The 25,456-nt window shown below is 70.4% G+C and carries 27 protein-coding genes and 1 tRNA gene; 16 read left to right on the plus strand and 12 right to left on the minus strand.

Annotation, left to right across the window (positions count from 1 at the left end; genetic code table 11):
- Window positions 1–270: 270 nt before the first annotated feature.
- The gene (locus tag ACIBKY_RS53980; protein WP_397110306.1) at window positions 271–1,713 is read right to left on the minus strand and encodes an ATP-binding protein; all 1,443 of its coding nucleotides are present in this window, start codon (window positions 1,711–1,713) and stop codon (window positions 271–273) included.
- Between the two features lie 166 nt (window positions 1,714–1,879).
- On the opposite strand from ACIBKY_RS53980, the gene ACIBKY_RS53985 reads away from it, so the two are divergent.
- Genes ACIBKY_RS53985 through ACIBKY_RS53995 form a run of 3 tightly spaced genes read left to right on the plus strand, consistent with a single transcriptional unit; the run spans window position 1,880 to window position 3,153 of the window.
- Window positions 1,880–2,332 carry an SRPBCC domain-containing protein gene (locus ACIBKY_RS53985; protein ID WP_397110308.1) on the plus strand — a complete coding sequence of 151 codons (453 nt, stop codon included), beginning with the start codon at window positions 1,880–1,882 and terminating at the stop codon, window positions 2,330–2,332.
- A complete protein-coding gene (locus ACIBKY_RS53990) occupies window positions 2,329–2,706 on the plus strand; it encodes an ArsR/SmtB family transcription factor (RefSeq protein ID WP_397110310.1) in 378 nt (125 codons plus the stop codon). Before ACIBKY_RS53985 ends, ACIBKY_RS53990 begins: the two co-directional genes overlap by 4 nt.
- Before the next feature lie 12 nt (window positions 2,707–2,718).
- Entirely contained in the window at window positions 2,719–3,153 is a 435-nt protein-coding gene (locus ACIBKY_RS53995; RefSeq protein WP_397110312.1) for an SRPBCC domain-containing protein, read from the plus strand.
- 3 nt (window positions 3,154–3,156) lie between these two features.
- Here ACIBKY_RS53995 and ACIBKY_RS54000 read toward each other — a convergent pair whose 3' ends face one another.
- Window positions 3,157–3,813 (minus strand): maleylpyruvate isomerase N-terminal domain-containing protein, encoded by a 657-nt coding sequence (locus ACIBKY_RS54000; RefSeq protein WP_397110314.1) that lies wholly within the window; start codon window positions 3,811–3,813, stop codon window positions 3,157–3,159.
- 145 nt (window positions 3,814–3,958) lie between these two features.
- On the opposite strand from ACIBKY_RS54000, the gene ACIBKY_RS54005 reads away from it, so the two are divergent.
- Window positions 3,959–4,240, plus strand: a complete 282-nt coding sequence (locus ACIBKY_RS54005) for a hypothetical protein (protein WP_397110316.1) — start codon at window positions 3,959–3,961, stop codon at window positions 4,238–4,240.
- On the plus strand, window positions 4,237–4,878 hold the full coding sequence (locus ACIBKY_RS54010) for a DUF6461 domain-containing protein (protein ID WP_397110318.1): 642 nt from the start codon (window positions 4,237–4,239) through the stop codon (window positions 4,876–4,878). The genes ACIBKY_RS54005 and ACIBKY_RS54010 overlap by 4 nt, the downstream gene beginning before the upstream one ends.
- Before the next feature lie 132 nt (window positions 4,879–5,010).
- Here ACIBKY_RS54010 and ACIBKY_RS54015 read toward each other — a convergent pair whose 3' ends face one another.
- Window positions 5,011–5,403 (minus strand): hypothetical protein, encoded by a 393-nt coding sequence (locus tag ACIBKY_RS54015; protein ID WP_379615634.1) that lies wholly within the window; start codon window positions 5,401–5,403, stop codon window positions 5,011–5,013.
- Window positions 5,404–5,611: 208 nt separating this feature from the next.
- Between ACIBKY_RS54015 and ACIBKY_RS54020 the strand changes: the two genes are divergently transcribed.
- On the plus strand, window positions 5,612–5,959 hold the full coding sequence (locus ACIBKY_RS54020; protein ID WP_184959005.1) for an STAS domain-containing protein: 348 nt from the start codon (window positions 5,612–5,614) through the stop codon (window positions 5,957–5,959).
- The gene (locus tag ACIBKY_RS54025) at window positions 5,956–6,681 is read left to right on the plus strand and encodes a glycosyltransferase family 2 protein (protein WP_397110321.1); all 726 of its coding nucleotides are present in this window, start codon (window positions 5,956–5,958) and stop codon (window positions 6,679–6,681) included. Before ACIBKY_RS54020 ends, ACIBKY_RS54025 begins: the two co-directional genes overlap by 4 nt.
- A gap of 69 nt (window positions 6,682–6,750) precedes the next feature.
- On the opposite strand, the gene ACIBKY_RS54030 is transcribed toward ACIBKY_RS54025, so the two are convergent.
- On the minus strand, window positions 6,751–7,611 hold the full coding sequence (locus tag ACIBKY_RS54030; protein ID WP_397110323.1) for an NAD(P)-dependent oxidoreductase: 861 nt from the start codon (window positions 7,609–7,611) through the stop codon (window positions 6,751–6,753).
- Between the two features lie 54 nt (window positions 7,612–7,665).
- Between ACIBKY_RS54030 and ACIBKY_RS54035 the strand changes: the two genes are divergently transcribed.
- Complete coding sequence (locus ACIBKY_RS54035) at window positions 7,666–8,001, plus strand: winged helix-turn-helix transcriptional regulator (protein WP_397110325.1); 336 nt, start codon at window positions 7,666–7,668, stop codon at window positions 7,999–8,001.
- Here the strand turns inward: ACIBKY_RS54035 and ACIBKY_RS54040 are convergent.
- A complete protein-coding gene (locus ACIBKY_RS54040) occupies window positions 7,998–9,425 on the minus strand; it encodes a serine hydrolase domain-containing protein (protein WP_397110327.1) in 1,428 nt (475 codons plus the stop codon). The two genes, ACIBKY_RS54035 and ACIBKY_RS54040, sit on opposite strands and share 4 nt — an antisense overlap.
- Window positions 9,426–9,537: 112 nt before the next feature.
- Between ACIBKY_RS54040 and mptB the strand changes: the two genes are divergently transcribed.
- Entirely contained in the window at window positions 9,538–10,923 is a 1,386-nt protein-coding gene (mptB, locus tag ACIBKY_RS54045; RefSeq protein WP_397110329.1) for a polyprenol phosphomannose-dependent alpha 1,6 mannosyltransferase MptB, read from the plus strand.
- Here mptB and ACIBKY_RS54050 read toward each other — a convergent pair.
- Window positions 10,805–13,006, minus strand: coding sequence for a hypothetical protein (locus tag ACIBKY_RS54050; RefSeq protein WP_397110331.1), 2,202 nt, complete (start codon window positions 13,004–13,006; stop codon window positions 10,805–10,807). The two genes, mptB and ACIBKY_RS54050, sit on opposite strands and share 119 nt — an antisense overlap.
- A gap of 60 nt (window positions 13,007–13,066) precedes the next feature.
- Here ACIBKY_RS54050 and ACIBKY_RS54055 point away from each other — a divergent pair, with 60 nt between their 5' ends.
- The 4 genes from ACIBKY_RS54055 to serS all read left to right on the plus strand — a co-directional run bounded on the left by ACIBKY_RS54055 (window position 13,067) and on the right by serS (window position 17,061).
- The gene (locus ACIBKY_RS54055) at window positions 13,067–14,248 is read left to right on the plus strand and encodes a glycosyltransferase 87 family protein (protein WP_397110333.1); all 1,182 of its coding nucleotides are present in this window, start codon (window positions 13,067–13,069) and stop codon (window positions 14,246–14,248) included.
- 35 nt (window positions 14,249–14,283) lie between these two features.
- A complete protein-coding gene (locus tag ACIBKY_RS54060) occupies window positions 14,284–14,685 on the plus strand; it encodes a DUF4446 family protein (protein WP_221339935.1) in 402 nt (133 codons plus the stop codon).
- A gap of 18 nt (window positions 14,686–14,703) precedes the next feature.
- The gene (gene pheA, locus ACIBKY_RS54065) at window positions 14,704–15,624 is read left to right on the plus strand and encodes a prephenate dehydratase (RefSeq protein ID WP_397110335.1); all 921 of its coding nucleotides are present in this window, start codon (window positions 14,704–14,706) and stop codon (window positions 15,622–15,624) included.
- A 174-nt stretch (window positions 15,625–15,798) separates the two neighbouring features.
- Window positions 15,799–17,061 carry a serine--tRNA ligase gene (serS, locus tag ACIBKY_RS54070; RefSeq protein WP_397110337.1) on the plus strand — a complete coding sequence of 421 codons (1,263 nt, stop codon included), beginning with the start codon at window positions 15,799–15,801 and terminating at the stop codon, window positions 17,059–17,061.
- A gap of 121 nt (window positions 17,062–17,182) precedes the next feature.
- Here serS and ACIBKY_RS54075 read toward each other — a convergent pair whose 3' ends face one another.
- Window positions 17,183–18,541, minus strand: a complete 1,359-nt coding sequence (locus ACIBKY_RS54075; protein WP_397110339.1) for a hypothetical protein — start codon at window positions 18,539–18,541, stop codon at window positions 17,183–17,185.
- A 104-nt stretch (window positions 18,542–18,645) separates the two neighbouring features.
- Complete coding sequence (locus ACIBKY_RS54080) at window positions 18,646–19,188, minus strand: TetR family transcriptional regulator (protein WP_397110341.1); 543 nt, start codon at window positions 19,186–19,188, stop codon at window positions 18,646–18,648.
- Between the two features lie 90 nt (window positions 19,189–19,278).
- Between ACIBKY_RS54080 and ACIBKY_RS54085 the strand changes: the two genes are divergently transcribed.
- Window positions 19,279–20,424 (plus strand): FAD-dependent oxidoreductase, encoded by a 1,146-nt coding sequence (locus ACIBKY_RS54085; RefSeq protein ID WP_397110343.1) that lies wholly within the window; start codon window positions 19,279–19,281, stop codon window positions 20,422–20,424.
- Between the two features lie 71 nt (window positions 20,425–20,495).
- Here the strand turns inward: ACIBKY_RS54085 and ACIBKY_RS54090 are convergent, their stop codons facing one another.
- Window positions 20,496–20,699: a cold-shock protein gene (locus ACIBKY_RS54090; RefSeq protein ID WP_157248489.1), complete on the minus strand. Its 204-nt coding sequence runs from the start codon at window positions 20,697–20,699 to the stop codon at window positions 20,496–20,498.
- A gap of 223 nt (window positions 20,700–20,922) precedes the next feature.
- Here ACIBKY_RS54090 and ACIBKY_RS54095 point away from each other — a divergent pair, with 223 nt between their 5' ends.
- Window positions 20,923–21,720: an HAD hydrolase family protein gene (locus tag ACIBKY_RS54095; RefSeq protein WP_397110345.1), complete on the plus strand. Its 798-nt coding sequence runs from the start codon at window positions 20,923–20,925 to the stop codon at window positions 21,718–21,720.
- Here the strand turns inward: ACIBKY_RS54095 and ACIBKY_RS54100 are convergent.
- Window positions 21,711–22,223 (minus strand): bacterial proteasome activator family protein, encoded by a 513-nt coding sequence (locus tag ACIBKY_RS54100; protein ID WP_379615599.1) that lies wholly within the window; start codon window positions 22,221–22,223, stop codon window positions 21,711–21,713. The genes ACIBKY_RS54095 and ACIBKY_RS54100 overlap by 10 nt on opposite strands.
- 5 nt (window positions 22,224–22,228) lie before the next feature.
- Window positions 22,229–23,185: an NAD(P)H-quinone oxidoreductase gene (locus ACIBKY_RS54105; RefSeq protein ID WP_397110347.1), complete on the minus strand. Its 957-nt coding sequence runs from the start codon at window positions 23,183–23,185 to the stop codon at window positions 22,229–22,231.
- A gap of 150 nt (window positions 23,186–23,335) precedes the next feature.
- Here ACIBKY_RS54105 and ACIBKY_RS54110 point away from each other — a divergent pair, with 150 nt between their 5' ends.
- Complete coding sequence (locus ACIBKY_RS54110; protein WP_397110349.1) at window positions 23,336–25,366, plus strand: AAA family ATPase; 2,031 nt, start codon at window positions 23,336–23,338, stop codon at window positions 25,364–25,366.
- Between the two features lies 1 nt (window position 25,367).
- Here the strand turns inward: ACIBKY_RS54110 and ACIBKY_RS54115 are convergent.
- Window positions 25,368–25,454, minus strand: a tRNA-Ser gene (locus ACIBKY_RS54115).
- Window positions 25,455–25,456: the final 2 nt, after the last annotated feature.

The following is a 25,456-nucleotide window of genomic DNA, read 5'->3' on the forward strand; positions in this document are numbered from 1 at the left end:
GGGGCCCGGCGGCCGCTTCTAACGCCGCCGGCCGCGGGCGCCCGCCTGCCCGGCTCGGCCCTCGCGCTGGGCGCGCGCCGCGCAACCGCGCGGGGGGGGCGGGGGCCCCCCCGGGGGGGCCCCCCCCCCCCACGACCCCCTGCCGGGGGCCCGCCCCCGGACCCCCTCGGCCGGCCGGGCACGGCGCCGGAGACCACAGACCCGACCGGCGATCATCACGAAGGGGTCATATGGCTTCCCAACCATGCGGATGATCGTTTCGACATCGCCCTACTCCGCGACGTTCTGGTAGACGGTTGGTTGCCCCCTTCCGCCCAGTTGCTCGACAAGCCCTCTCGATCGCAGCTCGCGTAGCGCCTTTCGGATGTTGGCCGCGGAAAGTTTCAGCTCCTGCTTGAGGTCGGCGACACTGTGTGGACCTGCCGCCAAGGCGTCGTACACGCGTAGCTCTGTGTCGTTCAGGCGTTTTCCCGGGCGAGCGACAGGGGCTGTCGGCTGTTGCAGGACGACCGTGAACCTGATGGCGGCGTCGAGGTAACGCGCGGGCGGGAGCCCTGCGTCCGCCAGGGCGCCGGCCACGATCGGTATGCCCGACGCCAATGCCTCGACGACTCGCGCGCCGGCGTCAGGCGTGCGGGCGTGCTGGCAGATCGCGACGAGTCGTGCGTTGCGCGCGGAGGTCACCGCGTCACGGCCGAGCCGCTCGACCGTGATGCCGTACAACCCGCCTGGATTGGAGACGATCAACCGATCGCTGCGCAGCCGAACCTCCACCGCCATGCCCGCCGACCAGTGATCGAGGTCACGATGGAGCAGAGCGTTCGCGATGATCTCGCGAAAGGCTATGTAGGGATAGGACGGCTGATCGCGCACAGTCCCGTTCGGCGCTGAAACGACGCTCGTGTCGAAGGTTCGGCGGGCCCAGGCCAGAGCCTCTTCGAGCATCCGGGGAATGGCACCGGTGATCGTCATCTGGTTCCGGGCCCGCGATTCTTCGGGATCGCTGGGCAGCGGTTCCGCGGAGGCCTGGATGACGAAGCGCGGAAACCATTCCTGCGGGTGCGCACCCAGAGCCAGCAGCCCTGCCACGGTCGGGGTGCCGTCGGGGGCCGTCACTCCGGCGCGGCGGAGCAGTTCAGCATCATCGGTGAAGCGGCCCAGGCCATGAGAATCCCGTTCGCGAACCGAACGGAGGAACGCCGCGACCAGGTCACCGTCCAGGTCTTCACGGGTGGCGCCCGCCACGACCCGCCGGTCGAAGAGCGGTGGCTTCCGAGCGGCCAGAAACGCCTGCTCTTCCAGATCCGACAAGGGAAAGTCCCCGTCATACCCCCGCAGGTATGCCGTGCCCGAGGCCGTGACCCGACACGGCTTGGCGGACGGATCACATTCGTGCACCCTGGCAACGATGACCGGTGCCCCATCCACCTCCGCGTCGCTGATCGTGAGCTGGACTGGAGGAGAGAAGGAGCGCGCCTTGTGTGCGAGACCCTGTTTGAGAGCCTGCGGATCTGAAAGGCGCACCGGCCGGAAGCCAGTGGCCTCATCGAGGCCAAGGATGATCGTGCCGCCGCCTGGATGGTTCGCGAGCGCGCTCAGCGTAGAGGTGAGCGACTGCGGGAGTCCTCCCGCTGCCGACTTGACCTCAACATCGTCATAGTCGCCTCTGGAAGCGCGGAGTCTCGCCACCAGATCCTGCACATGCTGACTCACAAGCAAATGTAACCAGGTCTTAGTTACATTTACTCGGGATCCGGTTACATTTCAGTTCTATTTTCAACATGACCTCCAGAAGCGCAACTGATGGTTGCGCGTGGGTGGATCTCGCGCTAGCGTGATGTGCAACCAAACGTTGCATGTAGCGAAGTGGAGAAGAGCCATGGAGTACGGGAGCATCGAGCGGGAGATCCACGTCGAGGCCTCGCCCGAGGTGGTCTACGAGGTCGTCAGCCGCCCGGAGCACATCTCGCAGTGGTGGAGCGACGACGCCTCCATCGAACCCACCCCCGGCGCCATAGGCGAGCTGGTCTGGGGTGATCGGGTGGACGTCGCGCCATTCACCGTGGTCAGCGCCGAACCGCCGCGGCTGTTCTCGTTCCGCTGGTGTCATCCCGGCGGCAAGGTCGACGACTCCGTCAGCTCGCTACTGGTCACCCTTGAGCTCACCCCGTCCGGCGGCGGTACGCGGATCCGGCTCACCGAGACCGGGTTCCGGGAGATGGGCTGGGAGGCGGCCAAGCTGGAGGAGGTCTACCGCGATCACGTCACCGGCTGGGACACCTTCGTGCCCCGGCTCGGGGAGTACATCGCGCGGCTGGTGTCGGCTCCGTGAGTGCCGCCGTCGACGACGATCTGTGGTCAGCGGTCGGCGATCCGACCCGCCGGCGGATCCTCGACCTGCTTCTGGCGGACGGCAACGGCACCGCCACCAGCCTCAGCGAGCGGCTGCCCGTGACCCGGCAGGCCATCGCGAAACATCTCGGTGTGCTCGACCGCGTCGGCCTGGTGCACGCGGCGCCGTACGGGCGGGAGAGGCGGTACCAGGTGGACGAGGCGCAACTCGCGCGCGCGGTCGCCCAGTTGTCCGCGGTGGGCGCGGCGTGGGACGCCAGGCTGCAGCGCATCAAGCGGATCGCCGAGGCGATTCAGCGAAACAGAGACGATCAGCGCAACAGAGACGATCAGCGAAACAGAGACGAACAGTGAGAGGAGCTCGACATGGTGGACATCCTTCACCGAGTGGGTATCAAGGCACCGGCTTCCGAGGTCTACGCGGCCCTGACCACCACCGACGGACTCGCCGGGTGGTGGACGACCGACACAAGAGACATCGGCGACGACGTGATCGCGTTCCGGTTCGGGGCCGGGGGGTTCGACATGAAGGTTCTCGAACTCCAGCCGGACAGGCGCGTGCTCTGGGAGGTCGTCGAGGGGCCCAAGGAGTGGATCGGCACGCACGTGGTCTGGGACCTCGACCGGGCCGACGACCAGACCATCATCCTGTTCAGGCATGAGGGCTGGGCGGAGCCGGTGGAGTTCATGCACCACTGCAGCACCAAGTGGGCGCTCTTCCTGATGAGCCTGAAGTCCCTGGTGGAAACCGGGACAGGCGCCCCGGATCCGCACGACGTCAAGATCGACAACTGGAACTGACGCTCAGCCGAGGACGAACGGGAGCTTCGCCGCGAGATCGCCCAGCTCCGCCCGTTCCGCTTCGGTGGGGGCACGCCGTCCGGTACCGACCAGCAGCGCGTCCTTGTCGGAGAACGACTCCGGGAACGCGGCCCCGGCGATCTTCTCCAGCATCTCGCGGGACCGGGCCAGCCCCTCCGCGGGCGGCCCGGCCACCTCGGGCAGGTAGGCGATCAGGTCGAGATGGTGCAGCGTCCACTCGATGACGTACGCGGACAGGTAGTCACCCGCCGTGAGCACGATGTCCTTGGTGCCGACCCAAGCCCCCGGATCAGCCAGTACGGCGGCGCGCCCGGCAGCCGAGCCGACGTCGTCAAGGTGGAACTTGAGCATCCAGGGCTCCCCGTAGGCGGCCGCCAGCCGCACGGTCAGCGCGTCCAGCGGATCGTCGCCGGTCGGGGGCGTGCCGGTGACCTCCCAGTAGGTCACCGCGTCGCGGGTCGGTTCCGTGTCGGCCGGGGTCACGAGGGTGATCAGGACGTCCTGGGCGTCGATGACGAGGTGGCAGGCCAGGTCCCGTACCAGCCAGCCGGAACATCCCGACGGCTTCGCGAAGTCCTCGTCGGGGAGTTCGGCGACCGCCGTACGCAATGCCGTCCAAGAACGTGAGAAGAGGTCCACCTCGGCAGGTTATGCGGTGGCACGCCGAGTACGGCCCAAAACGGTGCTCTTGGCGCGTGTGGTCGTGCTCACGCTACGACCTCGCCGGATATTGGGGTTCGTACCCCATCGAGGGGGCATGGACTGACCGGTAGTGTGATCGACTATGAGGCTGGTGGTGCAGGTGAAGCTCCTGCCGACGCCCGAACGGGCGGCGGCGCTGGAAGCCACCCTGCGAACCGCCAGCCGGGCCGCGGATCTGGTTGCGAAGATCGCCTTCGAACAACGGTGCTTCCGCAACCACGACTTGCGCGAACACACCTACGACCAGATCAAGGCCGAGTTCGGGCCGGCCGCTCAGCACGTCGTCAAGAAGGGCCGCCTGACGCGGCCAGAACCGTCGAGGAGCCGCAAGGTTGGTCTCTTGAGGGCCGGGAAGCTGACATGACCGCAGCCATGCCGACCACGACCGACTACGCCTGGGCCGACAGTGGCGCCCTCGACGACCCCTACTGCCTGACACTCGTACGCGGGCTCACGCCCGAGGAGTTCATGGCACGGGTGCACGCGGAGACCCGCCCCCGGCCGATGCGCCTGGACGCGGACTTCCACGACGTCAGCTACGACCTCAGAAGCGCCGGTGGGGCACTCTTCATCGGCGCCGCCGCCGTTCCGGGCGAGAACTGGACGCTCGCCTACGAGAGCAACGGCCACCTCGGCGTCACCGCGGAGGCGATGATCCCGGTGTCGCTCGGCACCCGGGTCGTCTCCCACTACGAGGGCGGAAACGGCCGCTACCGGTTCTTCTGGGCCGAGGACGGCGACGTCCGCCTCGACTTCGACCCGCTGTACGCCCACGACCGGTGCGGCAGCACCCCGGACGCCCTGCTCGACGACATGGTGGAGATCGGCTACGACCTGCGCGACGACGCCTCGCTGGAAGACATCGACTTCACGTTCCCGCTCATCGCCGCCTCCTTCGCCCTGGCCGAACGCCTCACCGGCATCCGCGTCACCCCCGAACTCCTGGCCGACCGCACCTTCCTCTGCGGCCAGGCCCGCGTGCCCTTCCCCCAGGATCGCTAGCCGTCGCGTGCCGCCAGGTCTCGGGCTCGGGCACCGTGCCCGGCCAACCGCCGGGACCGGTGCGCGGGTTGTGTGCACGGGGCGTCGGTTTGAGCTCCTGTGGTCCGAGCCCCGGGTCTTCCTGCCGTGCCCTTAGGCGGGTGAAGGCACGCGCGGCGTACCGAATGATTCGGACATTGCCCGAAACGTGGGGCAGGGCCAGCGCCACATGCAGCTCCGGCACCGCAGGATCGGATGGGCCGTGTCGCTCGTGATCCCCCCGGCGTCACGAGGCTGGTGCAGGTCGAGCAGGCGCAGGCCGAGCTCGGCGAAGGTCAGCAGGGTGTCTCTGGCGTCGCCGAGGAAGTCGAGGTCCTCGCCGGCCAGCCTGGTGCGGACGGGGACGTACCCGTCGTTGTTGAGCAGCCCCCGCAGGCGCCCTGCTTCGTCGTGCCACGAGGTGGCCTTCTCGGTGCGGATGTGGATGGCCTCCAGCTGCTCGCGCAGGCGCTGGCGCTGGGGATCTTCGGAATGCTCTGTGGTCATGTGTACGCTCGGGCCCCTGGCTTCCGTGATGCGATGGTATTGACCAGGAGAGCCCGTGCAACCCCCCTTTCCGGCACTTGCCGGTGTCACAGTGTCAAGCTTCGCGTACTCTCCGTTTTCATGGAGCCCAAACGCGGGACAAAAACCTGGCGTTCCACTATCGGCGTGAGAACGTGACCAGACGCCTCCACCCCGCTAGCCTGCCCATGTGGAGCTCAAGGTCTCGACTCGATCACATGCCGGCCATGCACTAGTTGCGATCGCCGGTGAAATCGACCTCTATACGGCGCCCCGCCTGCAGCAGGAGTTCACTCGCCTCCTGCAGGACGGGCCCAATCGCGTGGTCATCGACATGTCCCTGGTGGAGTTCTGTGACTCCACGGGGATGAACGTGCTGCTGTCAGCACTCAAACGCATGAAGGAGCAGGGGGGTGAGCTCGACGTGGCCGCCCCACGCCCCGCGGTGCGCAAGATCCTTCAGGTCACGGGACTCGATTCGGTGTTCACCGTGCACGATGAGGTGCCCGAGGAGTTTCTGATCTCCGAGGGGTCATGACGCCGGACACGGCGGTCGTCATCCCGGCCAAGAACGAGGCCGACCGCATCGGCGCGACCGTACGGGCGGCCCTGGAGCTGCCCGGGGTCGACCTCGTCGTGGTCGTCGACGACGGCTCGCTCGACCAGACCGGCCGGGTGGCGCGGGCCGCGGGCGCCAGGGTGGTGCGCCACAGCCGCAACCGCGGCAAGGCCGCCGCGATGGAGACGGGCTCGGAAGCGGTCCGTCTGCTCGACGGCGACACGCCGCGGCACCTGCTGTTCCTGGACGCCGATCTGGGCGAGTCCGCGCGTACGGCGGCCGCCCTGATCGAGCCGGTACGCGCGGGCAAGGCGGACATGTCGATCGCGGTCTTCGCCACCCGGGTACGGCTCGGCGGCCACGGCATGGTCGTCCGCCTGTCCCGCGACGGCATCCGGCGGGCCACCGGCGGGTTCGAGGCGACGCAGCCGCTCAACGGCCAGCGCTGCCTGACCAGGGCGGCGTTCGAGGCGGCCAGGCCGCTGGCCCACGGCTTCGGCGTGGAGACCGGGCTGACGATCGACCTGGTGCGCAAGGGCTACCGGGTGGCCGAGGTCGAGGTCGAGATGGCTCACCGGGCCACGGGCAACGACTGGCGCGCCCAGTTGCACCGCGCGAAGCAGTTGCGGGACGTGGCGCTGGCCCTGGCGGTCCGGGAGCCGGCGGTCCGCGGCGCGCTCGGCAAGCGGCCCGTCCGTTAACGCGGTTCCGGCCCTCAATTGAGGGTGTTGCGGACGCGTCTCGGCGGTTTCGGCCGCCAAGACGGTCCGTTACGGCTGCTTGCGGAGGAGCTCGACCAGGGAGGCGATGCTCTGGTCGGCGCGTCCTTCCGCCACCGCCCGCCTGAGCAGGTCGTGCATGGGCTCGTGCCAGGCGACGTCCAGGTTGCCCTCCCGGCCGATCTCGTGGTCGTACGAGATGCCCTCGTGGAAGAGGCCGAGCGCCGACTCGGGGTTGGCGTAGTCGCCCTTGTCCACGGACTCGGCCAGGGACGGCAGCAGCTGGATGATCATTTCCAGCCACTTCGTCTCGTAGCGCACCAGTGAACTCGCCTCCAGCCCGCGCGAGGTGACCAGTGCCGCGCCCTGGAGGAAGGCGAGGATGGTCGGCAGCAGCGTGCCGCCCACGGCCAGCTCGTACAAGCCGGCCAGATCCGGCTCCTCACCCAGATGCACGGTGTCGCCGCCCATGACCCGCAACGTCGGAGCGTGGCGGTCGAAGACCGCCCGGTCGCCGCTGTAGTACAGCAAGGTGTCCGGCAGCCCGACCGCCGAGGGCACGTTCTTGATCGCGCCCGCCAGGAAGTCCACGCCGTGCCCCGCCGCCCATGCCGCGGTCTCGCGCGCGCCCGCCGGGGTTCCGGTGTTCAGGGTGACCAAGGTGCGGCGGGACAGTTCGCCCGCCGCGGGTTCCAGCGCCTCCCGGGCGGCGTCGAAGGTGGTCAGGATCGCGATGACCAGCTCGCTGGCCGCCACGGCCTCCTCGATGCCCGCCGCCCGCACCGCGCCTTCCGGCGTGGGCCTCGCGGCGGAGCGGTTCCACACGGTCGTCGGGTGCCCTGCGGCGACATATGCCTTGGCCAGAGCGGTGCCGATCGCGCCCAGGCCGATGATCGTTACTGGTGTTCTCATGTTCGCCATGCTCGGGGCTAGCGAACATTTCATCAAGTACCTACTATTTTGTTCGTGAAGAAGGCGCGCTACACCTGCGGTCTCGACGCCGCCATGGACGTGATGGGCGGCAAGTGGAAGGTGCTGATCCTGTGGGGCCTGTACGACGGCCCGCGCAGGTTCGGCGAGGTCAGGCGGGAGGTGCCCGGGATCAGCGAGCGCATCCTCACCCTGCAGTTGCGGGAAATGGAGAAGGCGGGCCTGGTGCTCCGTGAGGACTATCACCAGATCCCGCCCAAGGTCGAGTACTCGCTGACCGCGTTCGGCTCCTCCCTCCTCGCCGCGCTCATTCCGCTCGGGGACTGGGGGGAGAAGCACATGGCCCGCATCGAGGCCATCCCCCGCGACTAGCCGGTGAACGTCACCGTCCGGCGGCGGGCGCGGATCGTGTGGAAGATCCGGGTCCCGGCCACGGCCAGGGCGGTCAGCGCGGCCGTGGCCGTCCAGACGAACAGGGCGGGCCAGACGTAGGAGATCTGGGCGAGGGTGCCGGAGCGGTTCATCAGCAGGCCGAAGAGCTCGGCCAGCCCGGCGAACAGCGCCACCGGCAGCGCGTACGGCGCCAGCCGTACCACCAGACGCCAGGTCGCGCGCCCGGAGCGGCGGCGAGCCCAGGTACGGGCGCGGTAGACGCCCAGCGCGCCCAGAGCCAGCGTGAGCAGGGTCATTCCGGCCAGGATCGGGTCGGCGGAGCTGGTGAAGGGGGCGAGCTGCCGGTCGGGGCGGCCTTCCGCGAGGTCGATCAGGCCGTCGGCGATGATCGCGGCGTCGTCGCCGGACATCATGCCGGTGTTGGTGACCACGGCGATGCCGTACCCGCTGCCGGGCAGGAGGACTTGCACGGCGTTGTGGGTGAGCAGCCAGCCGGTGTGCTTGAGCATGGGCGCGCCGCTGGCGGTGCGGCCGGTGTACCAGCCCATGGCGTACGTGCTCTCGCCGACGCCGGAGCCCTGGTGGGTGGCCTTGATCGCGGGCCGGTCGCCGTTCTGGGCGATGAGCCACCTGGCCATGTCGTCGGCGGTGGAGACCACGCCGTAGCCGCCGTTGACGAACCATTCGGGGTGCGAGCGCGGCACGGTCCGGCCGTAGGCACGGACGTAGCCCTTGGCGGCGCCGGGCAGTTCGAGGCTGGAGTCGACCGTCTTCGTGGCGTTCATGCCGAGAGGGCGGAAGACGCCGGCGGCCATGTGCTCGGCGAAGGGCCGTCGCGCGACGACCTCGACCAGGCGGCCCAGGAGCGAGTAGTTGGGGTTGTGGTAGTACATCCTGGCGCCCGGCTCCGCGCTCAGCCCGGCGGTGCGCAGCATGGCCACCGCGTCCTTCAGCGTCGCCGGGGCGTCGAGCGTGAGCTCGGGGAAGCTGCGGTCGGACATGCCGGAGGTCTGGTGGAGCAGCTGCCTGACGGTGATCTTCGCGGCGCGCGGGTCGGCCATCGTGAACTCCGGCAGGTACTGCCTGACCGGGGCGTCGAGCTTCACCTTGCCCTCTTCGGCCAGCTTGGTGACCGCCAGGGCGGTGAACGACTTGGAGACCGAGGCCAGCGGCATCGGGGTGTCCTTCGTGATCGCGTCGCCGCCGGCGGTGTGGCCGTAGCCGGCGGTGAGGACGACCTTGTCGCCCTTGGTGACGGCGACCATGGCCCCGGGCAGGCCGGTCCGCTCGACGTAGTCACGGACATAGGAGTCGATGCCGAGGTTGTCGTCGGCGCTCGCCGTACCCATGGCGGAAAGGAGGAAAGCGCCGGTCAGGGCGGTGATCACCATCGGAGTTCGCATGAGGAAACCGTAGAAATCCCACCACTCCCGGCGGACCGCCCGATCGGCAGCGGTGTCCCCCGACTTTCGTCAGGTGTGCTGGAATCTGCGGGTGACTTCCGACAGCAGGGCCTTGAGCGCGTCCTTGTGCACCGCGGCGAGCGTCCTGCTCACGATCGTCATCGGGCTGCTCGGGCCGTCGGCGGTCGTCCCCGATCTGGGCGGGCCCTCGCTCGGCCTGAATCCCGGCCCCCACCTCGTGATCGGGCTGGCCGCCGCGGCGATCGTGCTGGGCGGTCTCGGCCTGCTCGGCGGGCTCGCGTACGGCTCGCGCCTGCCCCCCGGGCTCCTGGTCGTCCTCGGTTGTACGGCCGCCGCCGTGCTGGCCCTCCTCCCGCCCTCCGGCTCGGCCGACCACCTCAACTACGCCGCCTACGGCCGCATGGTGGCGCTCGGCGTCGACCCCTACACCCACGGCGCCGCCGACCTGCCCGGCGACCCGATCGCCGGGGCCGTCGAGGAGCCGTGGCGTGAGGAGGCCAGTGTCTACGGGCCGGTCGCGACGGCCGTCCAGGCGCTGGCCGGCTGGGTGGGCGGCGGCTCGCTGTGGCTGACCGTCCTGGTGCTCGCGCTGGTCAACGCCGCCGCGTTCGTCGCCACCGGGCTGCTGCTCGACCGCTTCACCCGCGACGACCCCGCCCGCCGCCTGCGGGCCGCGCTGTTGTGGACGGCCAACCCGCTGCTGCTCTACCAGCTCGTCGCCGGCATGCACGTGGACACGCTGGCCATCGCCTGCATGGTCGCCGCCCTGCTGGCCAGGTCGAGGCCGGCGAGCTCGGGGCTGCTCCTGGGGCTCGGGGTCGCGGTCAAGCTCAACGCCGGGATCGTGGCGCTCGGGCCCGCCTGGGAGCTGCGGCGGCGGCCCGGACGGCTGGCCGTGGTGGCGGGGGTGGCGCTGGCCGTGGTGGTGGCCGGATACGCGCTGGCCGGGCTCGCCGCGCTCGAACCGGTGACCAGGACCAGCAAGGCGATCTCGCACGCCTCCTACTGGAAGACGTTCCAGGGGATGTTGCAGGCCGTGGTGGGGGAGGGCAGCGCGTACCGGGGCGAGATCCAGGTGGCGTCGCTGCTCGTGCTGGCGCTGCTGGCCTGGGCGCTGTTCCGGGCGTTGCCCGGACGGGACGCCCCGGCCGTGGCGGCGGTGCTGTCGGTGGCCTACGTGTTCGCCACGCCGTACATCCTGCCCTGGTATGACGGGCTGGCCTTCGCGATGGTGGCACTGGCGGGGGTCTCGCTGGTGGACCGGTTCCTGGCGGGGCACCTGGTGATCCTGTCACTGGCGTACCTGCCCGCCCGGGTCGAGATGCAGCCCGGCGGCCTGGAGTGGCTGCGGACCGTCGTCAGGCAGCAGGTGGCGCCGTGGGCGCTGCTGGCTCTGACGCTGGCTCTGGCGGGATGGGCGTGGACAGCTGCAGCGCGCGCACGGACGCGGCCACAGCCAGCGGCACCGCCACGGTGAGCGCCATGGCCGGGATCGCGATGCCCGAGTCGTTGATCAGGAAGCCGACGAAAGCGCAGGTCAGTGCGCCGAACAAGCCCGCACGCAACGGCGGCGCCAGCTTGTAGGCCTGGCCGAGCGCGGAGGCGCCCCACCGGGAGGGCCGGTTCAGCACCAGGAACAGGAAGGCCAGCGCCACCAGCGACAGCAGCGTCAGCGACCAGTTGCCGACGGTCACGCCGATCATCGCGCTGAACTTCCTGCCGATCACCGTCCAGGCCTGCCCGTCCAGGATCTGCTGGACGAAGTTCCCCAGATGGGTACGCTGCGCCGCCGGCCGCATGAAGTCGAAGACCATGATCGAACCGATCAGCAGCGCCCCCACGAGCCCCACGACCAGCAGCTTGCCCACCGAGACCCGGCGACCCGACAGCAGGATCAGGAAGACCGCCAGCCCGATCACGAACGCCGGCACGCCGCCGAAGTCCGCCCCCCACGCCGGCCAGCCATCCGCGAACACCGCGAACATCCCATACGCCGCGCACACCCCCAAAGCCAGCCAGGTACGCGCCCTGAGCAGCCAGGCGACACCCGCCAGCGCCAGGATCGTGCCCGTGGACTGGATCGCGAAGGCGATGTTGCTGAACCCGTAGAAGCGGCCGCCGGTGACCGGCTCGTAGCCGCTGACCGCGTTGACCTGCAGCTTGGAGCCGGTCATCACGTCGATGAGCAGGGCCAGCGACGTCACGCCCGCCACCACCGTGAGCGGCCCCAGGACCGCCGCCCGCCACGGCCCCGCGAAGGCCAGCCCGGTGATCAGCCCGGCCGCCGCCACGATCGTGACGATCAGCGCGGCCATCGGCGCGGGCAGGCTCCACCAGGGCACGAGCTGGGCCAGGAACGTCGCCACCGCGATGGACCCGGCCAGCACCGACACCACCTGAACGACCACGAGCAGCCGCGACGCCGCCGCCTCGCCATCCTGCGCGGAGGCGGGCTGCGCGCGGCGGCGGCGCAGGGCGAGGGCGGCGAACAGATAGAAGAGCAGCTGAACCACGACGAACACCGCGAAGAACGGCCCGCGCACCTCCCGCAGCACCTGACTGGCCAGATCGGCGTCGGCCAGCTGGGTGACGGTCTCCTCGGTGGTCGCGGGGGCGTCACCGCCGTCGCTCCAGGCCCGCCCGACGACCGCGCGGGGAGACTCAAGCCCCAGCGCGCCGATCGCGGTGGCGGTCAGGTCGGTGATGGTGACGAGCGCGTCCTGCCGCGTCGAGGCCGCGGTGAGGAAGCCACGACGGTACGGCGGGCCGCCGGGAGAAGGCCCGGCCGCCATGGCCACGTGGAGATGCGCGGCGGGGGAGGTGTCGGAGATGCCGCCCACCAGGACCGTGCTCCCCTCGGGAACCCGGGCCATCAGCGTGCCGACCCGCCTGTCGGCCTCGGCCGCGGCGGCCGCGCGCTGCCCGGCGGGGAGCCCGGCGGGCACCCCGGCCTCGTCCCGGGGCATGCGGGCCCAGGCGGCGGCGAGCGCGTCGGCCTCGAAGACGATCAGGGCGTAGCCGGTCAGGTCGCCCAGCCCCTCCACGTTGTCCGCATATTTCGGGATCCGGCCGCTCTTGTCGGCGGCGGCCAGCGCCGCGCCGGGACCCACCGCCCCCACGGCGCCGCCCGAGTCGGCCACGAGCTGGCCCAGCGTCCCGAGCACCGCGTTGTACCCGGTGCCGGACTGGTAGGCGGCCAGCGACTCCCATCCCGGAACCCGGGCACCCGCGCCGTCCGGCTCCGGCCGGGGTACAGGGGCGCAGCCCTTGCCTGCGGTGCCGGAGCGCTGCCCGGCCGAGACGGTCAGCCAGCCCGCCACCGGACAGGTGACGCCCCGGTCCGGCGGTGGCACGGCACGGGTCGACATCGAGGCCGAGCCGCCCGCGGCCACCAGTTTCCACAGGTTGGGGGTGCGCGACGGGTGGAGATCGCCCCATTCCAGACCGGGTACTCCCAGCAGCACGACCCGGCCACGGGGAGCGGCGGAAGCCGTACCGGCGCCGAGGACGCCCGCCAGGACGGCGCCCAGCATCAGAGCCGCCAGGAACCGACGTGCCATGAGCGCAACCCCCGCAGTGTGCGTCCTCGATCGACTGGAGCCACGGTAACGTGCCAGACCGTGACAGGTGGCAAGCGGCAGTGGTGGACGTGGTTGCTGGCGGCGGCGGTCGTCGCGCTCGCGGCGTGGCCGCTGGTCGAATACTGGCTGACCAACCCCGACGACCAGCGGCTGGTCGACCTCGACGTCTACCGCACCGGTGGCGAGATGATCCGGGAGGGGCGGCCGGTCTACGAGTTCTTCACGCCCGCGCCGCAACTCCTGCCGTTCACCTACCCGCCGGTCGCGGCGCTGCTGGCCGTACCACTGGCGATGATGTCGTGGACCACCGCGCAGTGGGTGTGGACGATCGGCGTCTTCGCCGCCCTCGCCGTCACCGTCTGGTTCTCCTTCAGGCAGGCGCAGGTGGACAAGAAGCCACTGCTGTTCGCGCTGGCCATGGTCTGCTGCACGTACCTGATGCCCATCCGCGACCAGGTGCGCTTCGGGCAGGTGGACATCCTGCTGGTCGCCTTGTGCGTGGCCGACCTGCTGGCGGTCCGGCCGAAGTGGCCGCGCGGCTTCCTCATCGGCCTGGCCACCGCGGTCAAGCTCACGCCCGGCGTCTTCCTGATCTATCTGCTGGTCACCCGGCAGTGGCGGACGTTCTGGATGGCCTGCTTCGTCGCTGCGCTGCTCACGGTGCTGCCCTTCGCCGTCATCCCGCAGGACGCGGCCGCGTTCTGGTTCTCCGCGCTGCTCGACCCCGAACGCCTGGGCTCCAACGCCGCCACCACCAACCAGTCCGTGCGCGGCATGCTCATCCGGCTGTACCTGCCCGACCTGCTGACGTCCGCGATCTGGGTGGCGGTCATCGCCTTCATCGGCTGGTACGGCTTCCGCGGGGCGTACCGGGCGTACCAGGCGAAGGACATGGTCACCGCGGTCGCCCTCACCGGCCTGATGGCGGTGCTGCTGTCGCCGGTCGCCTGGATCCACCACCTGGCCTGGGTCGTCGTCGTGCTGGGCGCGATCGTCGGCGACGGCCGCGACCGGGCCAGGCTGTGGGCGGCGGCCGGCGTCTGGCTGTACTACGTCATCCCGGTCCCCTGGTGGGGCGTCTCGCTCAAGGCGCTGGAAATCCCCATCGTCAGCCCGGTCCTGGGCAAGATCGTGCAGAACGGATACGGGCTGGGCGCGATCGCCCTCGTCTGGCTCCTGGCCGTCTGGTTGCCCAAACGTCGCGGGATCTTGGCCAACTGATTACCCTGTGTGTTGTGCTCGTTACCGTATGGGTCATGATCGGCGTCCTCGCGGGCGTCAGCGGCGTCGTCATCGGCTACGTCGCGCTCAAGCAGGCCAGGCTGGCCGTGCAGGACTGCCAGCAGATGCTGGCCAGGCAGTCCACCGTCAGCACCATGGGCGGCGACCTCAAGGCCATCCGCGACGTGGCGGTCTACCGCTACGACGCCCTGGAGGAGATGACCGGGAGGCTGTCGTTCTCGATCGCGATGATCAACGGCCTGGGCGACGGCATCGTCCTCACCTCGATCAACGGCCGCTCGGAGACACGCACGTACGTGCGGCCGGTCGTGGGCGGAAAGGGCCAGACGCCACTCGCCCCGGAAGAGGAGGAGGCGGTGCGCGCGGCCAGACTCGGACTCGGTCCCGAGATAGAACCACAGATGGCACGCCGCTGAGCTGGTTACTCTGGTGTCATGCCCAGAATCGCCTATCTCGGACCCGAGGGCACCTTCACCGAGGAAGCCCTGCGGCTCATGGAGCCCGACGCCGACCGCATGCCCTGCGCCACCGTCGGTGCCGCGCTCAACGCCGTACGGTCCGGTGAGGCCGACGGCGCGGTCGTCCCGCTGGAGAACTCGCTGGAGGGCGGCATCACCACCACCCTCGACGAGTTCGCGTGGGGCGAGCCGCTGCTGATCACCGCCGAGCTGCTGCTGCCCGTGCGGTTCTCGCTGCTGGCCCGGCCCGACACCGAGCTGGTGCACATCAAGCGCGTCTACACCCACCCGGCCGCGATCACGCAGTGCCGCGGCTACATCAACCGCGAACTGCCCGACGCCGTCGTGGTCTCCGCCCCTTCCACGGCCGCCGCGGCCCAGGAGGTGTCGCTGCCCGGCTCGCCGTACGACGCCGCGGTCGCCGCCCGCATCGCCGGCGAGCACTACGGCCTGGTCGAGATCGCCGCCAACATCGGCGACCGGACCGACACGGTGACCAGGTTCGTCCGCGTCGCCCGTCCCGGCGCGCTGCCGGAGCCCACCGGCTCCGACCGCACCACGCTCGTGGTCTTCCTGGCCGACGACCACCCGGGCGCGCTGCTGGAGATGCTGACCGAGTTCTCGGTGCGCGGGGTCAACCTGACCCGGATCGAGTCGCGGCCCACCGGCGACGGTATCGGCCGCTACTTCTTCCACTTCGACTTCGAGGGGCACGTGGCCGACGCGCGGGTCGGCGAGGCCATCTCCGGTCTGCACCGGATCTGCGGCGAGGTCCGCTTCCTGGGCAGCTACCCGCGCGCGGACGGCGTCACCACCCAGATCAAGCCCGCCACCACAGACGCCGCCTTCACGGAGGCCACCACCTGGCTCGCCCAGATCCGCCAAGGCCGGCCGTAGTTCTTCCATCCGTTACGGCAAGCCGCACCACCGCCACCCGCCGACGCGGGTGACCGCCGATCGTGGGGGTCGCTTCCCACGTCGGACGGGCCGCCCACCGCGACGGCCCACGCCGGCCGGGGCGGTGGTCTTAATTGGTCCTGCCGTCAGCGGGGGACCGAGTACGCTTGGCCTGTGATTGACCTGCGGACACTTCGGGAGGACCCTGAGCGGCTGCGAGCGTCGCAGCGCGCCCGGGGTGAGGACGACTCGATCGTCGACAAGCTGCTGGCCCTCGACGAGCGCCGGCGATCCGCGCTGACCTCGTTCGAGACCATGCGCGCCGAGCAGAAGTCCATGGGCAAGTCCGTCTCCAAGGCGCAGGGCGAGGAGAAGCAGACGCTGCTGCAGCGGGCCAAGGAGCTCGCCGCGCAGGTCAAGGCGGCCGAGGTCGAAGCCGAGCACCTGGGTGCCGAGCTCGACGAGATGGCCCACGCGGTGCCCAACATCGTGGAGGAGGCGGCTCCCCACGGCGGCGAGGACGACTTCGTCGTGCTGGAGACGATCGGCGAGCCGCGCACGTTCGACTTCGAGCCCAAGGACCACCTGGAGCTCGGCGAGGCGCTCGACGCCATCGACATGGAGCGCGGCGCCAAGGTGTCGGGTTCGCGGTTCTTCTTCCTGAAGGGCGTCGGCGCCCGCCTGCAGCTGGCCCTGCTCAACATGGGCATGCAGCACGCGATCGAGGCCGGGTTCACCGCGATGATCACCCCGGTCCTGGTGCGTCCCGAGACGATGGCGGGCACCGGTTTCCACGTCGCCCACGACAAGGAGATCTACCGCCTGCCCGACGACGACCTCTACCTGGTCGGCACCTCGGAGGTCGCGCTCGCCGGCTACCACGCCAACGAGATCCTCGACGGCGCCGAACTCCCGCTGCGTTACGCGGGCTGGTCGTCGTGCTTCCGGCGCGAGGCGGGCTCCTACGGCAAGGACACCCGGGGCATCATCCGCGTCCACCAGTTCGACAAGGTGGAGATGTTCACCTATGTCCGCCCGGAGGACGCCGCTGCCGAGCACCAGCGCCTGCTGGCCTGGGAGAAGGAGATGCTGGCCAAGATCGAGGTGCCGTACCGCATCATCGACACCGCCGCGGGCGACCTCGGCATGTCGGCGGCGCGCAAGTTCGACTGCGAGGCCTGGATCCCGTCGCAGGGCCGCTACCGCGAGCTGACCTCGACCTCCAACTGCACCGAGTTCCAGTCGCGGCGCCTGGCGGTCCGTTTCCGTGACAAGGACGGCAAGCCGCAGCACGTGGCGACGCTCAACGGCACGCTGGCCACGACCCGCTGGATCGTGGCCATCCTGGAGAACCACCAGCAGGCCGACGGCTCCGTGGTGGTCCCCCAGGCGCTCCGCCCCTACCTGGGGCTGGACGTGCTGGAGCCGGCCAAGTAGCCGATAGCGGCGGAACGCAGGACCGCGTTCCGCCGCAAGACCACCACCCCGGCCACGCCAATACCGAGCCCGAACAGACCCGCGAGAGCGAGCGCCGCCGGGTGGCACAGCCAGGTGCGGCTCATGGCCGGGGCCGGGCGGTACGCCGTACCAGAGCGAGCCCGAGGGCGCCGATGGCGACGGCGAAGAAGGTGGCCATGGCGAGTGCCACGTCGTAGGAGTCGGGCCATCCGAACGCCCAGCCACGGAACGGCGCCGCGATGCCCAGCGCGACCAGTATCCCTGTGCCCAGTGCCGACCAGAGGGCGGTGGAGGGGATCTTCGCGAGGACCGACTCCACGATCGCGAGCACGACCGCGGCGAGCAGGAGCGGGGCGCCGGCCAGCCACAGCAGGGCGGGGACGCCGCCCGCCTCCGGATCGAGCGACACGTAGGGCAGCACGCCCACGGTCGCCAGAGCGGGCGCGATCCAGTGGGTGGCGATCCTGCGCCGGCCCCTGGCCGCGATCATGAGCCCCGCCACGATCGCCCACACCCCGGCCAGCAGCGCGACGGCCAGCTCGCCGTGGGCCTCCTGGCCGCCGTCCACCGCTGTGGCGGCCCCCGCGCTCAGCCGTCCCGACGGGTCGTAGCCCAGCCGCGTCCACCGCCCGCTCTCATCCCGTACGGCCACGCCGTCGCGCCCGTTCGCCACGACGACCACGTGACCCCGCGCCGTCGCCTGAACCGCCAGCGACACCGAGGACACCCGTTCGCCATAGGCCCGTTCGAGTATTTCGAGCCGGCCGGGGGAGATCTCCCACGACGGTTGCCAGGTCACGCTGGCGTCGTACGACTGCATGACCCTGACGCCGTCGCCGCGCACCCAGTAGCAGCGGCGCGGCTCCCGGGGCACGCACATCGCCTTCTGCCCCCGCACGTCCGGAGCGCGGTCGGGGGCGAGCCTCCAGGTGCGCCCGCCGTCCGTGGAGACGTTGCCGGACGCCCAGGTCCCCGTCACCGTGATCCGCCCGCCGTCGACCCGCACCGCGTCCGCCGCGGGCGGGCTCTCCACCGCGCTCGTGGCGGCCACGGCCAGGACGGCCAGCGGCACGCCCACCACGGCCAGCCACCTCCGGGGCGCCTCGTGCTTTCTGATCCACCACGCCAGCCCGAGCGCGGGAAGGGCCAGGAGGTCGCTGGGATCGGCCAGGACGTGCGAAGGGCCCGCGACGAAGGTCCAGGCAAGGGAGGCGGCCTCAGCGCCCGTCTCGGTGGTTTTCACGAGGGTGAACAGCGCCCCGGTGAGCAGGGTGGCGGCGAGATCCGCGCGCCGCGCGAACACCAGGGACAGCAGGGGGGCGGCGACGACCAGTCCGGCGACGTCGCTCAGCTTGCCGGTCACGAACCCCGGCCAGGCCTGCTTGAGCAGATGGTCGTTGACGAGCAACAGCAACGCCGCGACGAGCGTCGCGGGATGGCACAGCCACGCGTACCTCATGCACTGATCGACGGCTCCCCTCCGGGGGTTGTTCAGGCGAAGCGCGCTTCGAGTCGTACTCGTGACCGCCCCGCGACCCCGGCCCTCTCGGAAGGGGAGCCAGGTCAGTCGCAGAGGTAGCGCTGGATGGTGGGGGCCACCCAGCGGATGAGGTCGTCGCGCGACATGGCCACGATGGGTGGAAATTTCAGGATGTATCGGGCCAGGGCCAGCCCCAAGATCTGGGACGCGGCCAATCCGGCACGGGCCGGCGCCTGGTCCGGGCCGGTCAGCCTGGCGATCACCGGGGCGAGCTGGGTGGCGAAGATGTCGCGCATGCGTTCGGCGGCCGCCTCGTTCGTGACGCCGGTGCGCAGGAGCACCTGCAGGGCCTCGTTGTGCTCCCACAGGCCGAGGAAGTGGCCGACGAGCCCGGCGCCGATCTGGTCCCGCGGCAGTGCCGAGAAGTCCGGAAATTTCAGGTCGATGTGGGCGGCGGCGGCGAACAGCTTCTCCTTGTTACCGAAGTAGCGCATCACCATCGCCGGATCGATCCCGGCGTCACCGGCGATTGACCGGATCGTGGCCTTCTCGTAGCCGTCTGCGGCGAAGCGTTCCCTGGCCGCGGCCAGGATGACGGCCTTGGTGTCCGCGGAGCTCCTTCTCATGTCAACGATTGTAGGCCAACAAGTGTTGACATCGCCAGCACGCCAGGCGCAGACTGATGCCAACAAGCGTTGACCAAGAGGAGAACGAAGATGCTTCCCACCACCACCGACGTTCTGGTCATCGGCGCCGGCCCCACCGGCCTCACCCTGGCGATCTCGCTCACGCTCAAGGGCCTCGACGTCACCGTCGTGGACAACCAGGCAGAGGGCGACAACACCTCCCGCGCCGCCGTCGTACACGCCCGCACCCTGGAGCAGCTTGAGCCGCTCGGCGTCACCGGGCCCATGGTCGGGCGTGGCATCCACGCCAAGCGCTTCACGATCAGGGACGGGGACCGCGTGCTGGTGCCGGTTCCGTTCGGGAACCTGCCGACGGACTACCCGTACACGCTGATGATCTCCCAGGCGGAGACCGAGCGGATCCTGCTGGACCGGCTGGTCGCGCTGGGCGGGCGGGTGGCGCGGCCGTACACGCTGACCGGGCTCACCCAGGACGGCGAGGGCGCGACGGCGGTCTTCGCCGACGGAAGCAGCGTGCGCGCCCGCTACGTGGCCGGCGCGGACGGCATGCACAGCACGGTGCGGGAGCAGGCCGGCATCGGGTTCAGCGGCGCCTCCTACCCGGAGTCGTTCTCGCTGGCGGATGTACGGCTCAGCGGCGGCGTGCCCAGCGAGGAGGTCGTGCTGTACTTCTCGCCGGCCGGGCTCGTCGTGGTGGCCCCGTTGCCCGACGGGACGTTCAGGATCGTCGCCACGGTCGACGAGGCGCCCCACGAGCCCGACGTGGCCTATGTGCAGCGCCTGCTGGACGAGCGCGGCCCGCGGCGCCAGAAGGTCGTGGTGAGCGAGGTCGTGTGGGGCTCGCGCTTCAGGGTCCACCACAGGGTGGCGGACGCGTACAGGAGCGGCAGGGTCGTGCTGGCGGGCGACGCCGCGCACGTGCACAGCCCGGCCGGCGGTCAGGGGATGAACACCGGCGTCCAGGACGCCGTGGCGCTCGGTGAGGCGCTGGCGGAGACGCTCAAGACCGGGGACGAGGCACCCCTGGACGCCTACGCGGCGGCCCGCCGCCCGGTCGCCCGGGAGGTCGTCGCCTTCGCCGGCAGGCTGACCCGCCTGGCGACGATGAGCAGGGCGCTGCGGCCGGTCAGGAACGTGGTGCTGCGGCTGCTGGCCACGCTGCCCCCCTTCCGCCGGGCGCTGGCCTGGCGGCTGTCGGGGCTGGTCTACCGGTGACCAGGAGCCCGGACAGCGGAAAGGGCGAGGTCCGCTGGAAGCGAACCCCGCCCTACCTCGCTTACTTCAGATCAGATGGCGCGGACGGCAGAGGCCTGCGGCCCCTTCTGTCCCTGCGTGATCTCGAACTCGACCCGCTGGCCGTCTTCGAGGCTGCGGTAGCCGTTGCCCTGGATCTCGGAGAAGTGCACGAACACGTCCGGTGCACCGCCGTCCGGAGCGATGAAGCCGAAGCCCTTTTCAGCGTTGAACCACTTGACGGTTCCCTGAGCCATAAAAGCTCTCCCTCAGGATGTGAATCTATGGGACCCACACCTCATGGGTCCCGGTGTGTCGTACAGCAGCAACCCGGGGTGGCTCAGACAAAGTCATGCTGGTTTTCACTACGGGATCAGCTAATACAACGCCATCACATCTAACACCATTCCACCGCCTTGGTGTTCCCCTCGCTAGGAAGATTTCTGTTGGACGGCATCACCGGGCAAACTGGAACCCGTTATGAACACCCCTCGCCTTGTGGCCACCGACCTCGACGGAACCGCCCTGCGCTCCGATGGAACGGTCTCTTCCCGAACGGCTGCTGCCTTCGCCAGGGTAGAGGAATCCGGGGCTGTGCTGGTACTCGTCACCGGCCGCCCGCCTCGGTGGATGAGGGAGGTGGCCGAGGTGGTCGGGCACCGCGGGGTGGCGATCTGCGCGAACGGGGCGCTTGTCTACGATCTCCACACCGAACAGATTCTTGAATCCCACCTGATCCGGGCCGACGTGCTCGTGGAGGTCGTGGATCAGCTAAGAGCGAACATCCCCGGACTGGCATTTTCGGTCGAGTACGAAGGTGGTTTTGCGCACGAGTCAGATTTCCGGCTCGGTGGCCTGGACCGAAGGGCGGGAGGCGGCAGCGGCGTCGGGCCGGGGATCCTCACCTCGCGGCCGTGCGCCAAGCTGCTCGCCCTGCACCCGGAGATGGACCCTGACGGGCTCCACGACGCCGTGCACGAGCTCGTGGGGCACCTGGTGACCGCCACCCACTCCAGCCGCAGCGCGCTCGTCGAGATGAGCGCGCACGGCATCACGAAGGCCACCGCGCTGGCGGCGCTGGCCAGGCGGCACGGCATCGGTCCCGAGGACGCCGTGGCGTTCGGTGACATGCCGAACGACCTGCCCATGCTCGCGTGGGCGGGCAGGTCGTACGCGGTGGCCAACGCGCATCGCGACGTGCTGGCCGTGGTCGGTCAGACGACCGAGGCCAACGACGACGACGGCGTCGCCCGCGTGCTCGAAGAGCTCTACAGGTAGGGGCCGGAGCCGCCGGGCTGCTGCTGGCCCTCCTGCGGCACTCCGGGCAGCGCCCTGCGCATCTGCTCCAGCTGGGCCCTGGCCGCCATCTGCTGGGCGAACAGCGTCGTCTGGATGCCGTGGAAGAGCCCCTCCAGCCAGCCGACCAGCTGGGCGTGGGCGATCCGCAACTCGGCCTCGCTGGGCGGGGCGCCGTTGTCATCGGTGAACGGCAGCGACAACCGCTCCAGCTCGTTGACCAGCTCGGGGGCGAGGCCGTCCTCAAGCTCCTTTATGGATGACTCGTGGATCTCCTTCAACCGCTTGCGGCTGGCCTCGTCGAGAGGAGCCGCGCGGACCTCTTCGAGAAGCTGGCGGATCATGCTGCCGATGCGCATCACCTTCGCGGGCTGCTCGACCAGGCCCGCCACCGAGCGCTCTTCCTCGCCGCCGTCGCCCTGCTGCCCCTGGAAGTCAGGCCCGACCACCACGATGTGGGGGGTGTTGTTCTCCTCAGCATTCATACGTCTCACCGTACTAGCAGGATCTTGCCGACGTGTTCCCCGGAATCGAGCATTTCGTGCGCCCGCGCGGCCTCGGCCAGAGGCACCTCCGCGTAGATCACCGGCCGCACCGCACCCGCGCTGACCAGCGGCCACACGTTGTCGACGACCCCGCGCACGATGACGCCCTTCTCGTCGGCGGGCCGTGAGCGCAGCGTGGTTCCATGGACGGCCGCGCGCTTGTTGAGCAGCATCCGCAGATCGAGCTCGGCCGAGGTGCCGCCCTGCAGACCGATGACCACGAGCCGCCCGCCCGTCCGCAAAGCTTTGATATTTCTGGACAGATACTTTGCGCCCATGATGTCCAGAATCACGTCGGCCTCCGCCTTCTCGGCGAAGTCCTCCTCCCTGTAGTTGATCACCTCGTCGGCGCCCAGCTCCCTGAGCCGCTCCAGCTTCTCCGCGGTGCCCGCGGTCGCGATCACCCGCGAGCCGAACGCCTTCGCCAGCTGGATCGCCATCGTCCCCACGCCGCTGGCCCCGCCGTGCACCAGCAGGGTGTCCGAACGCCGCAGCCGCGCGGTCATGAACACGTTCGACCACACCGTGCAGACCACTTCGGGCAGCGCCGCCGCTTCGGTCAGGGAGACGTTCTCGGGCACCGGCATCACCTGCTGCCACGGCACTGTCACCTGTTCGGCATATCCGCCGCCGCCCAGCAGCGCGCAGACTCGGTCGCCGACCTGGAAGTGCTCCACGTCCGCGCCGACCTCGGCCACGACCCCCGAGCACTCCAGGCCCGGATACTCCGAGTCGCCGGGAGGCGGGTTGTAGAAGCCGAGCCGCTGGAGGACGTCCGCCCTGTTCAACGCCGAGGCGGCCACGTCGATGAGCACTTCTCCCCGCCCGGGGCGGAGATCCGGCACCTCGCGCCACTCCAGAACCTCAGGCGCGCCGATCTTGGAGATCACAATCGCTCGCATGCTGACCAAGATAGGCGCGTGGCGGTCGGCCGAGCCCCTGAGCGCGGGCGCCGGGCAAAGAAGTTGAGGGTTGCCGCCGTCCGGCGCGACGCTTGACGTTAACCTGCAATGTATTTGCTGCCCCTTTAGACCCACCCGAGGGGGAACACGGTGGCAAGGCACGATCGCGAAGAATCTCTCGAAGAGCAGCTGGCCTGGCTCGACGCCATCAAAGAGACGGAAGAGGCGCCGGTGGCTGTGAGCGCCACCGCCGAGGCCGCGGCTTCGCCGTACCCGAAGGACCCATGGCTGTCGGTGCCGTCCGCGCAGGAGACGCCGACCCCGCCGCTGTTCCGTGCCGCCGTCGACTCCGTGTACGGCTCCGCCGCCGCGGAGGAGCTGCCCGCCACCGAGAGCGAGGCCGCCGAGTGGCTGGGTGACGAGGCCGCGCCGGGCAAGGAGCCGGCCGGGCCGGGCGACGACGATGCCGAGAGCTTCCTGGCGCCGCTGAAGCCGCTGCCGAGGCCGGACGACACCGACAGCTACACGCTCTCCCCCGCTCCCGCCCCGGCGGAGGAGGAGACATCGCCCAAGGCGGAGTACACCGAGGCCGAGACCCAGCCGGACAACCCGTGGCCGAAGCCGCCCGAGTGGTCCAGGCCCGCCTTCGACCTGCCCAAGCCCGCGTTCGACGAGCCGAAGGGCGGCTTCGAGAAGGACTTCGACAGCCCCTTCACGCAGGACCTTCCCCTCGACTTCGAACGTTCCCGCGCCGCCGTGGACCTGCCGGAAGCGGACGCGCCGGAGACCTCGGAGGACGCCGCGGAAGAGGAGCGGCTGCAGAAGCGCTTCGAGGCGTTCAAGCCGGACTGGTCACCGCGTAACGACCCGTTCGGCCGGCCGGACGACGATCGCCCCGCCCCGGAGCCGCAGCCGCCCGCCGAACCGCGGCAGCCGTTCAACGAGCGGCCCTTCACCGAGCGGTCCTTCACCGAGCGGCCGCAGCCCGCGGATCGGGGCTTCGAGCGCCCCGAGCCCGCCCGCCCCGAGCCCGCCCGCCCCGAGTCCGCCCGTGTCGAGCCCGCGGAGCGCTCCGACCGGACCGAGCCCGCCGCTCGCACCGAGCCGGCCGTCCGTCCCGAGCCCGCCGTCCGTCCCGAGCCCGCCGGGCGGCCCGCCGGGCGGCCCGCCGCCGAGCGGCCGGCGGCGCGACGCCGGGCCGCGCCCGTGCCGGTGTTCACCTCACCGCCGCGTCCGCCGGTCACCGGCCGTCCCACCGCCGACAGTCTCGACCCCGAGTCGCTGCTGCGCGGGCGCCGCAACGCCCCGTCCAAGGGCTGGCGCAGGCTGGTGTACAAGGCCTCCGGCGGCTGGATCAAGCCCGGCGAGCCGGCCGAGGTGCGCCGCCGCCGCGAGCTGCTCAACCGGGCCCGCACGCCGGTGGCCACCGGTCACCACCGCGTCGCCGTACTCAGCCTGAAGGGCGGGGTCGGCAAGACCACGACCACGGTCGGGCTGGGCGCGACGCTGGCGCAGGTGCGCGGCGACCGGGTGATCGCCGTGGACGCCAACCCCGACCGCGGCACACTGTCGGACAAGCTGGAGCTGGAGACCTCCGCGACCGTGCGGGACCTGCTGAACGAGCGCGACCAGGTCAAGCGATACGTGGACATCAGGGCCTTCACCTCGCAGGCGCCCTCCCGGCTGGAGGTTCTCGCCTCCGACCGCGACCCGTCGGTCTCCGAGGCGTTCAGCGGCGCCGACTACCAGGCCGCCGCGCAGGTGCTGGAGAACTTCTACTCGATCTGCATCACCGACTGCGGCACCGGCCTTCTCCACTCGGCCATGGGCGGCGTCCTGGGCCTGGCCGACCAGATCGTGCTGGTCAGCTCGCCCTCCGTGGACGGCGCCAGGGCCGCGTCGGCGACGCTCGACTGGCTGGAGGCGCACCACTACGGCGACCTGGTCAGGGACGCCACCGTGGTGCTCTGCAGCGTACGGCCGCGCTCGAAGTCGGCCGTGGACATCAAGAAGCTGGAGGCCCACTTCGCGGCGCGGTGCCGGGCGGTGGTCCGCGTGCCGTACGACCCGCATCTGGAGGAGGGCGCGGAGATCGACCTGGACCGGCTGCAGGAGGCGACCAGGGAGTCCTACCTCCAGCTCGCCGCCAGCGTGGGGGACGGCTTCGCCGGCCGGGAGTGAGCGGAGGGTGTGGGATTCGAACCCACGAGACCATCGCTGGCCTGGCCGCTTTCAAGGCGGCTGCACTCGTCCACTATGCGAACCCTCCAG

It is taken from the genome of Nonomuraea sp. NPDC050394 (assembly GCF_044459065.1).
GTDB lineage: Bacteria > Actinomycetota > Actinomycetes > Streptosporangiales > Streptosporangiaceae > Nonomuraea.

What these genes read in the sequence shown, in the direction of transcription:
- ACIBKY_RS53985 (WP_397110308.1), top strand. Translation starts at nt 1,880, where the DNA reads ATGGAGTACGGGAGCATCGAGCGGGAGATCCACGTCGAGGCCTCGCCC.
- ACIBKY_RS53995 (WP_397110312.1), top strand. Translation starts at nt 2,719, where the DNA reads ATGGTGGACATCCTTCACCGAGTGGGTATCAAGGCACCGGCTTCCGAG.
- ACIBKY_RS54005 (WP_397110316.1), top strand. Translation starts at nt 3,959, where the DNA reads ATGAGGCTGGTGGTGCAGGTGAAGCTCCTGCCGACGCCCGAACGGGCG.
- ACIBKY_RS54010 (WP_397110318.1), top strand. Translation starts at nt 4,237, where the DNA reads ATGACCGCAGCCATGCCGACCACGACCGACTACGCCTGGGCCGACAGT.
- ACIBKY_RS54015 (WP_379615634.1), bottom strand. Translation starts at nt 5,403, where the DNA reads ATGACCACAGAGCATTCCGAAGATCCCCAGCGCCAGCGCCTGCGCGAG.
- ACIBKY_RS54025 (WP_397110321.1), top strand. Translation starts at nt 5,956, where the DNA reads ATGACGCCGGACACGGCGGTCGTCATCCCGGCCAAGAACGAGGCCGAC.
- ACIBKY_RS54030 (WP_397110323.1), bottom strand. Translation starts at nt 7,611, where the DNA reads ATGAGAACACCAGTAACGATCATCGGCCTGGGCGCGATCGGCACCGCT.
- ACIBKY_RS54040 (WP_397110327.1), bottom strand. Translation starts at nt 9,425, where the DNA reads ATGCGAACTCCGATGGTGATCACCGCCCTGACCGGCGCTTTCCTCCTT.
- ACIBKY_RS54050 (WP_397110331.1), bottom strand. Translation starts at nt 13,006, where the DNA reads ATGGCACGTCGGTTCCTGGCGGCTCTGATGCTGGGCGCCGTCCTGGCG.
- ACIBKY_RS54060 (WP_221339935.1), top strand. Translation starts at nt 14,284, where the DNA reads ATGATCGGCGTCCTCGCGGGCGTCAGCGGCGTCGTCATCGGCTACGTC.
- pheA (WP_397110335.1), top strand. Translation starts at nt 14,704, where the DNA reads ATGCCCAGAATCGCCTATCTCGGACCCGAGGGCACCTTCACCGAGGAA.
- ACIBKY_RS54075 (WP_397110339.1), bottom strand. Translation starts at nt 18,541, where the DNA reads ATGAGGTACGCGTGGCTGTGCCATCCCGCGACGCTCGTCGCGGCGTTG.
- ACIBKY_RS54080 (WP_397110341.1), bottom strand. Translation starts at nt 19,188, where the DNA reads ATGAGAAGGAGCTCCGCGGACACCAAGGCCGTCATCCTGGCCGCGGCC.
- ACIBKY_RS54085 (WP_397110343.1), top strand. Translation starts at nt 19,279, where the DNA reads ATGCTTCCCACCACCACCGACGTTCTGGTCATCGGCGCCGGCCCCACC.
- ACIBKY_RS54090 (WP_157248489.1), bottom strand. Translation starts at nt 20,699, where the DNA reads ATGGCTCAGGGAACCGTCAAGTGGTTCAACGCTGAAAAGGGCTTCGGC.
- ACIBKY_RS54095 (WP_397110345.1), top strand. Translation starts at nt 20,923, where the DNA reads ATGAACACCCCTCGCCTTGTGGCCACCGACCTCGACGGAACCGCCCTG.
- ACIBKY_RS54100 (WP_379615599.1), bottom strand. Translation starts at nt 22,223, where the DNA reads ATGAATGCTGAGGAGAACAACACCCCCCACATCGTGGTGGTCGGGCCT.
- ACIBKY_RS54105 (WP_397110347.1), bottom strand. Translation starts at nt 23,185, where the DNA reads ATGCGAGCGATTGTGATCTCCAAGATCGGCGCGCCTGAGGTTCTGGAG.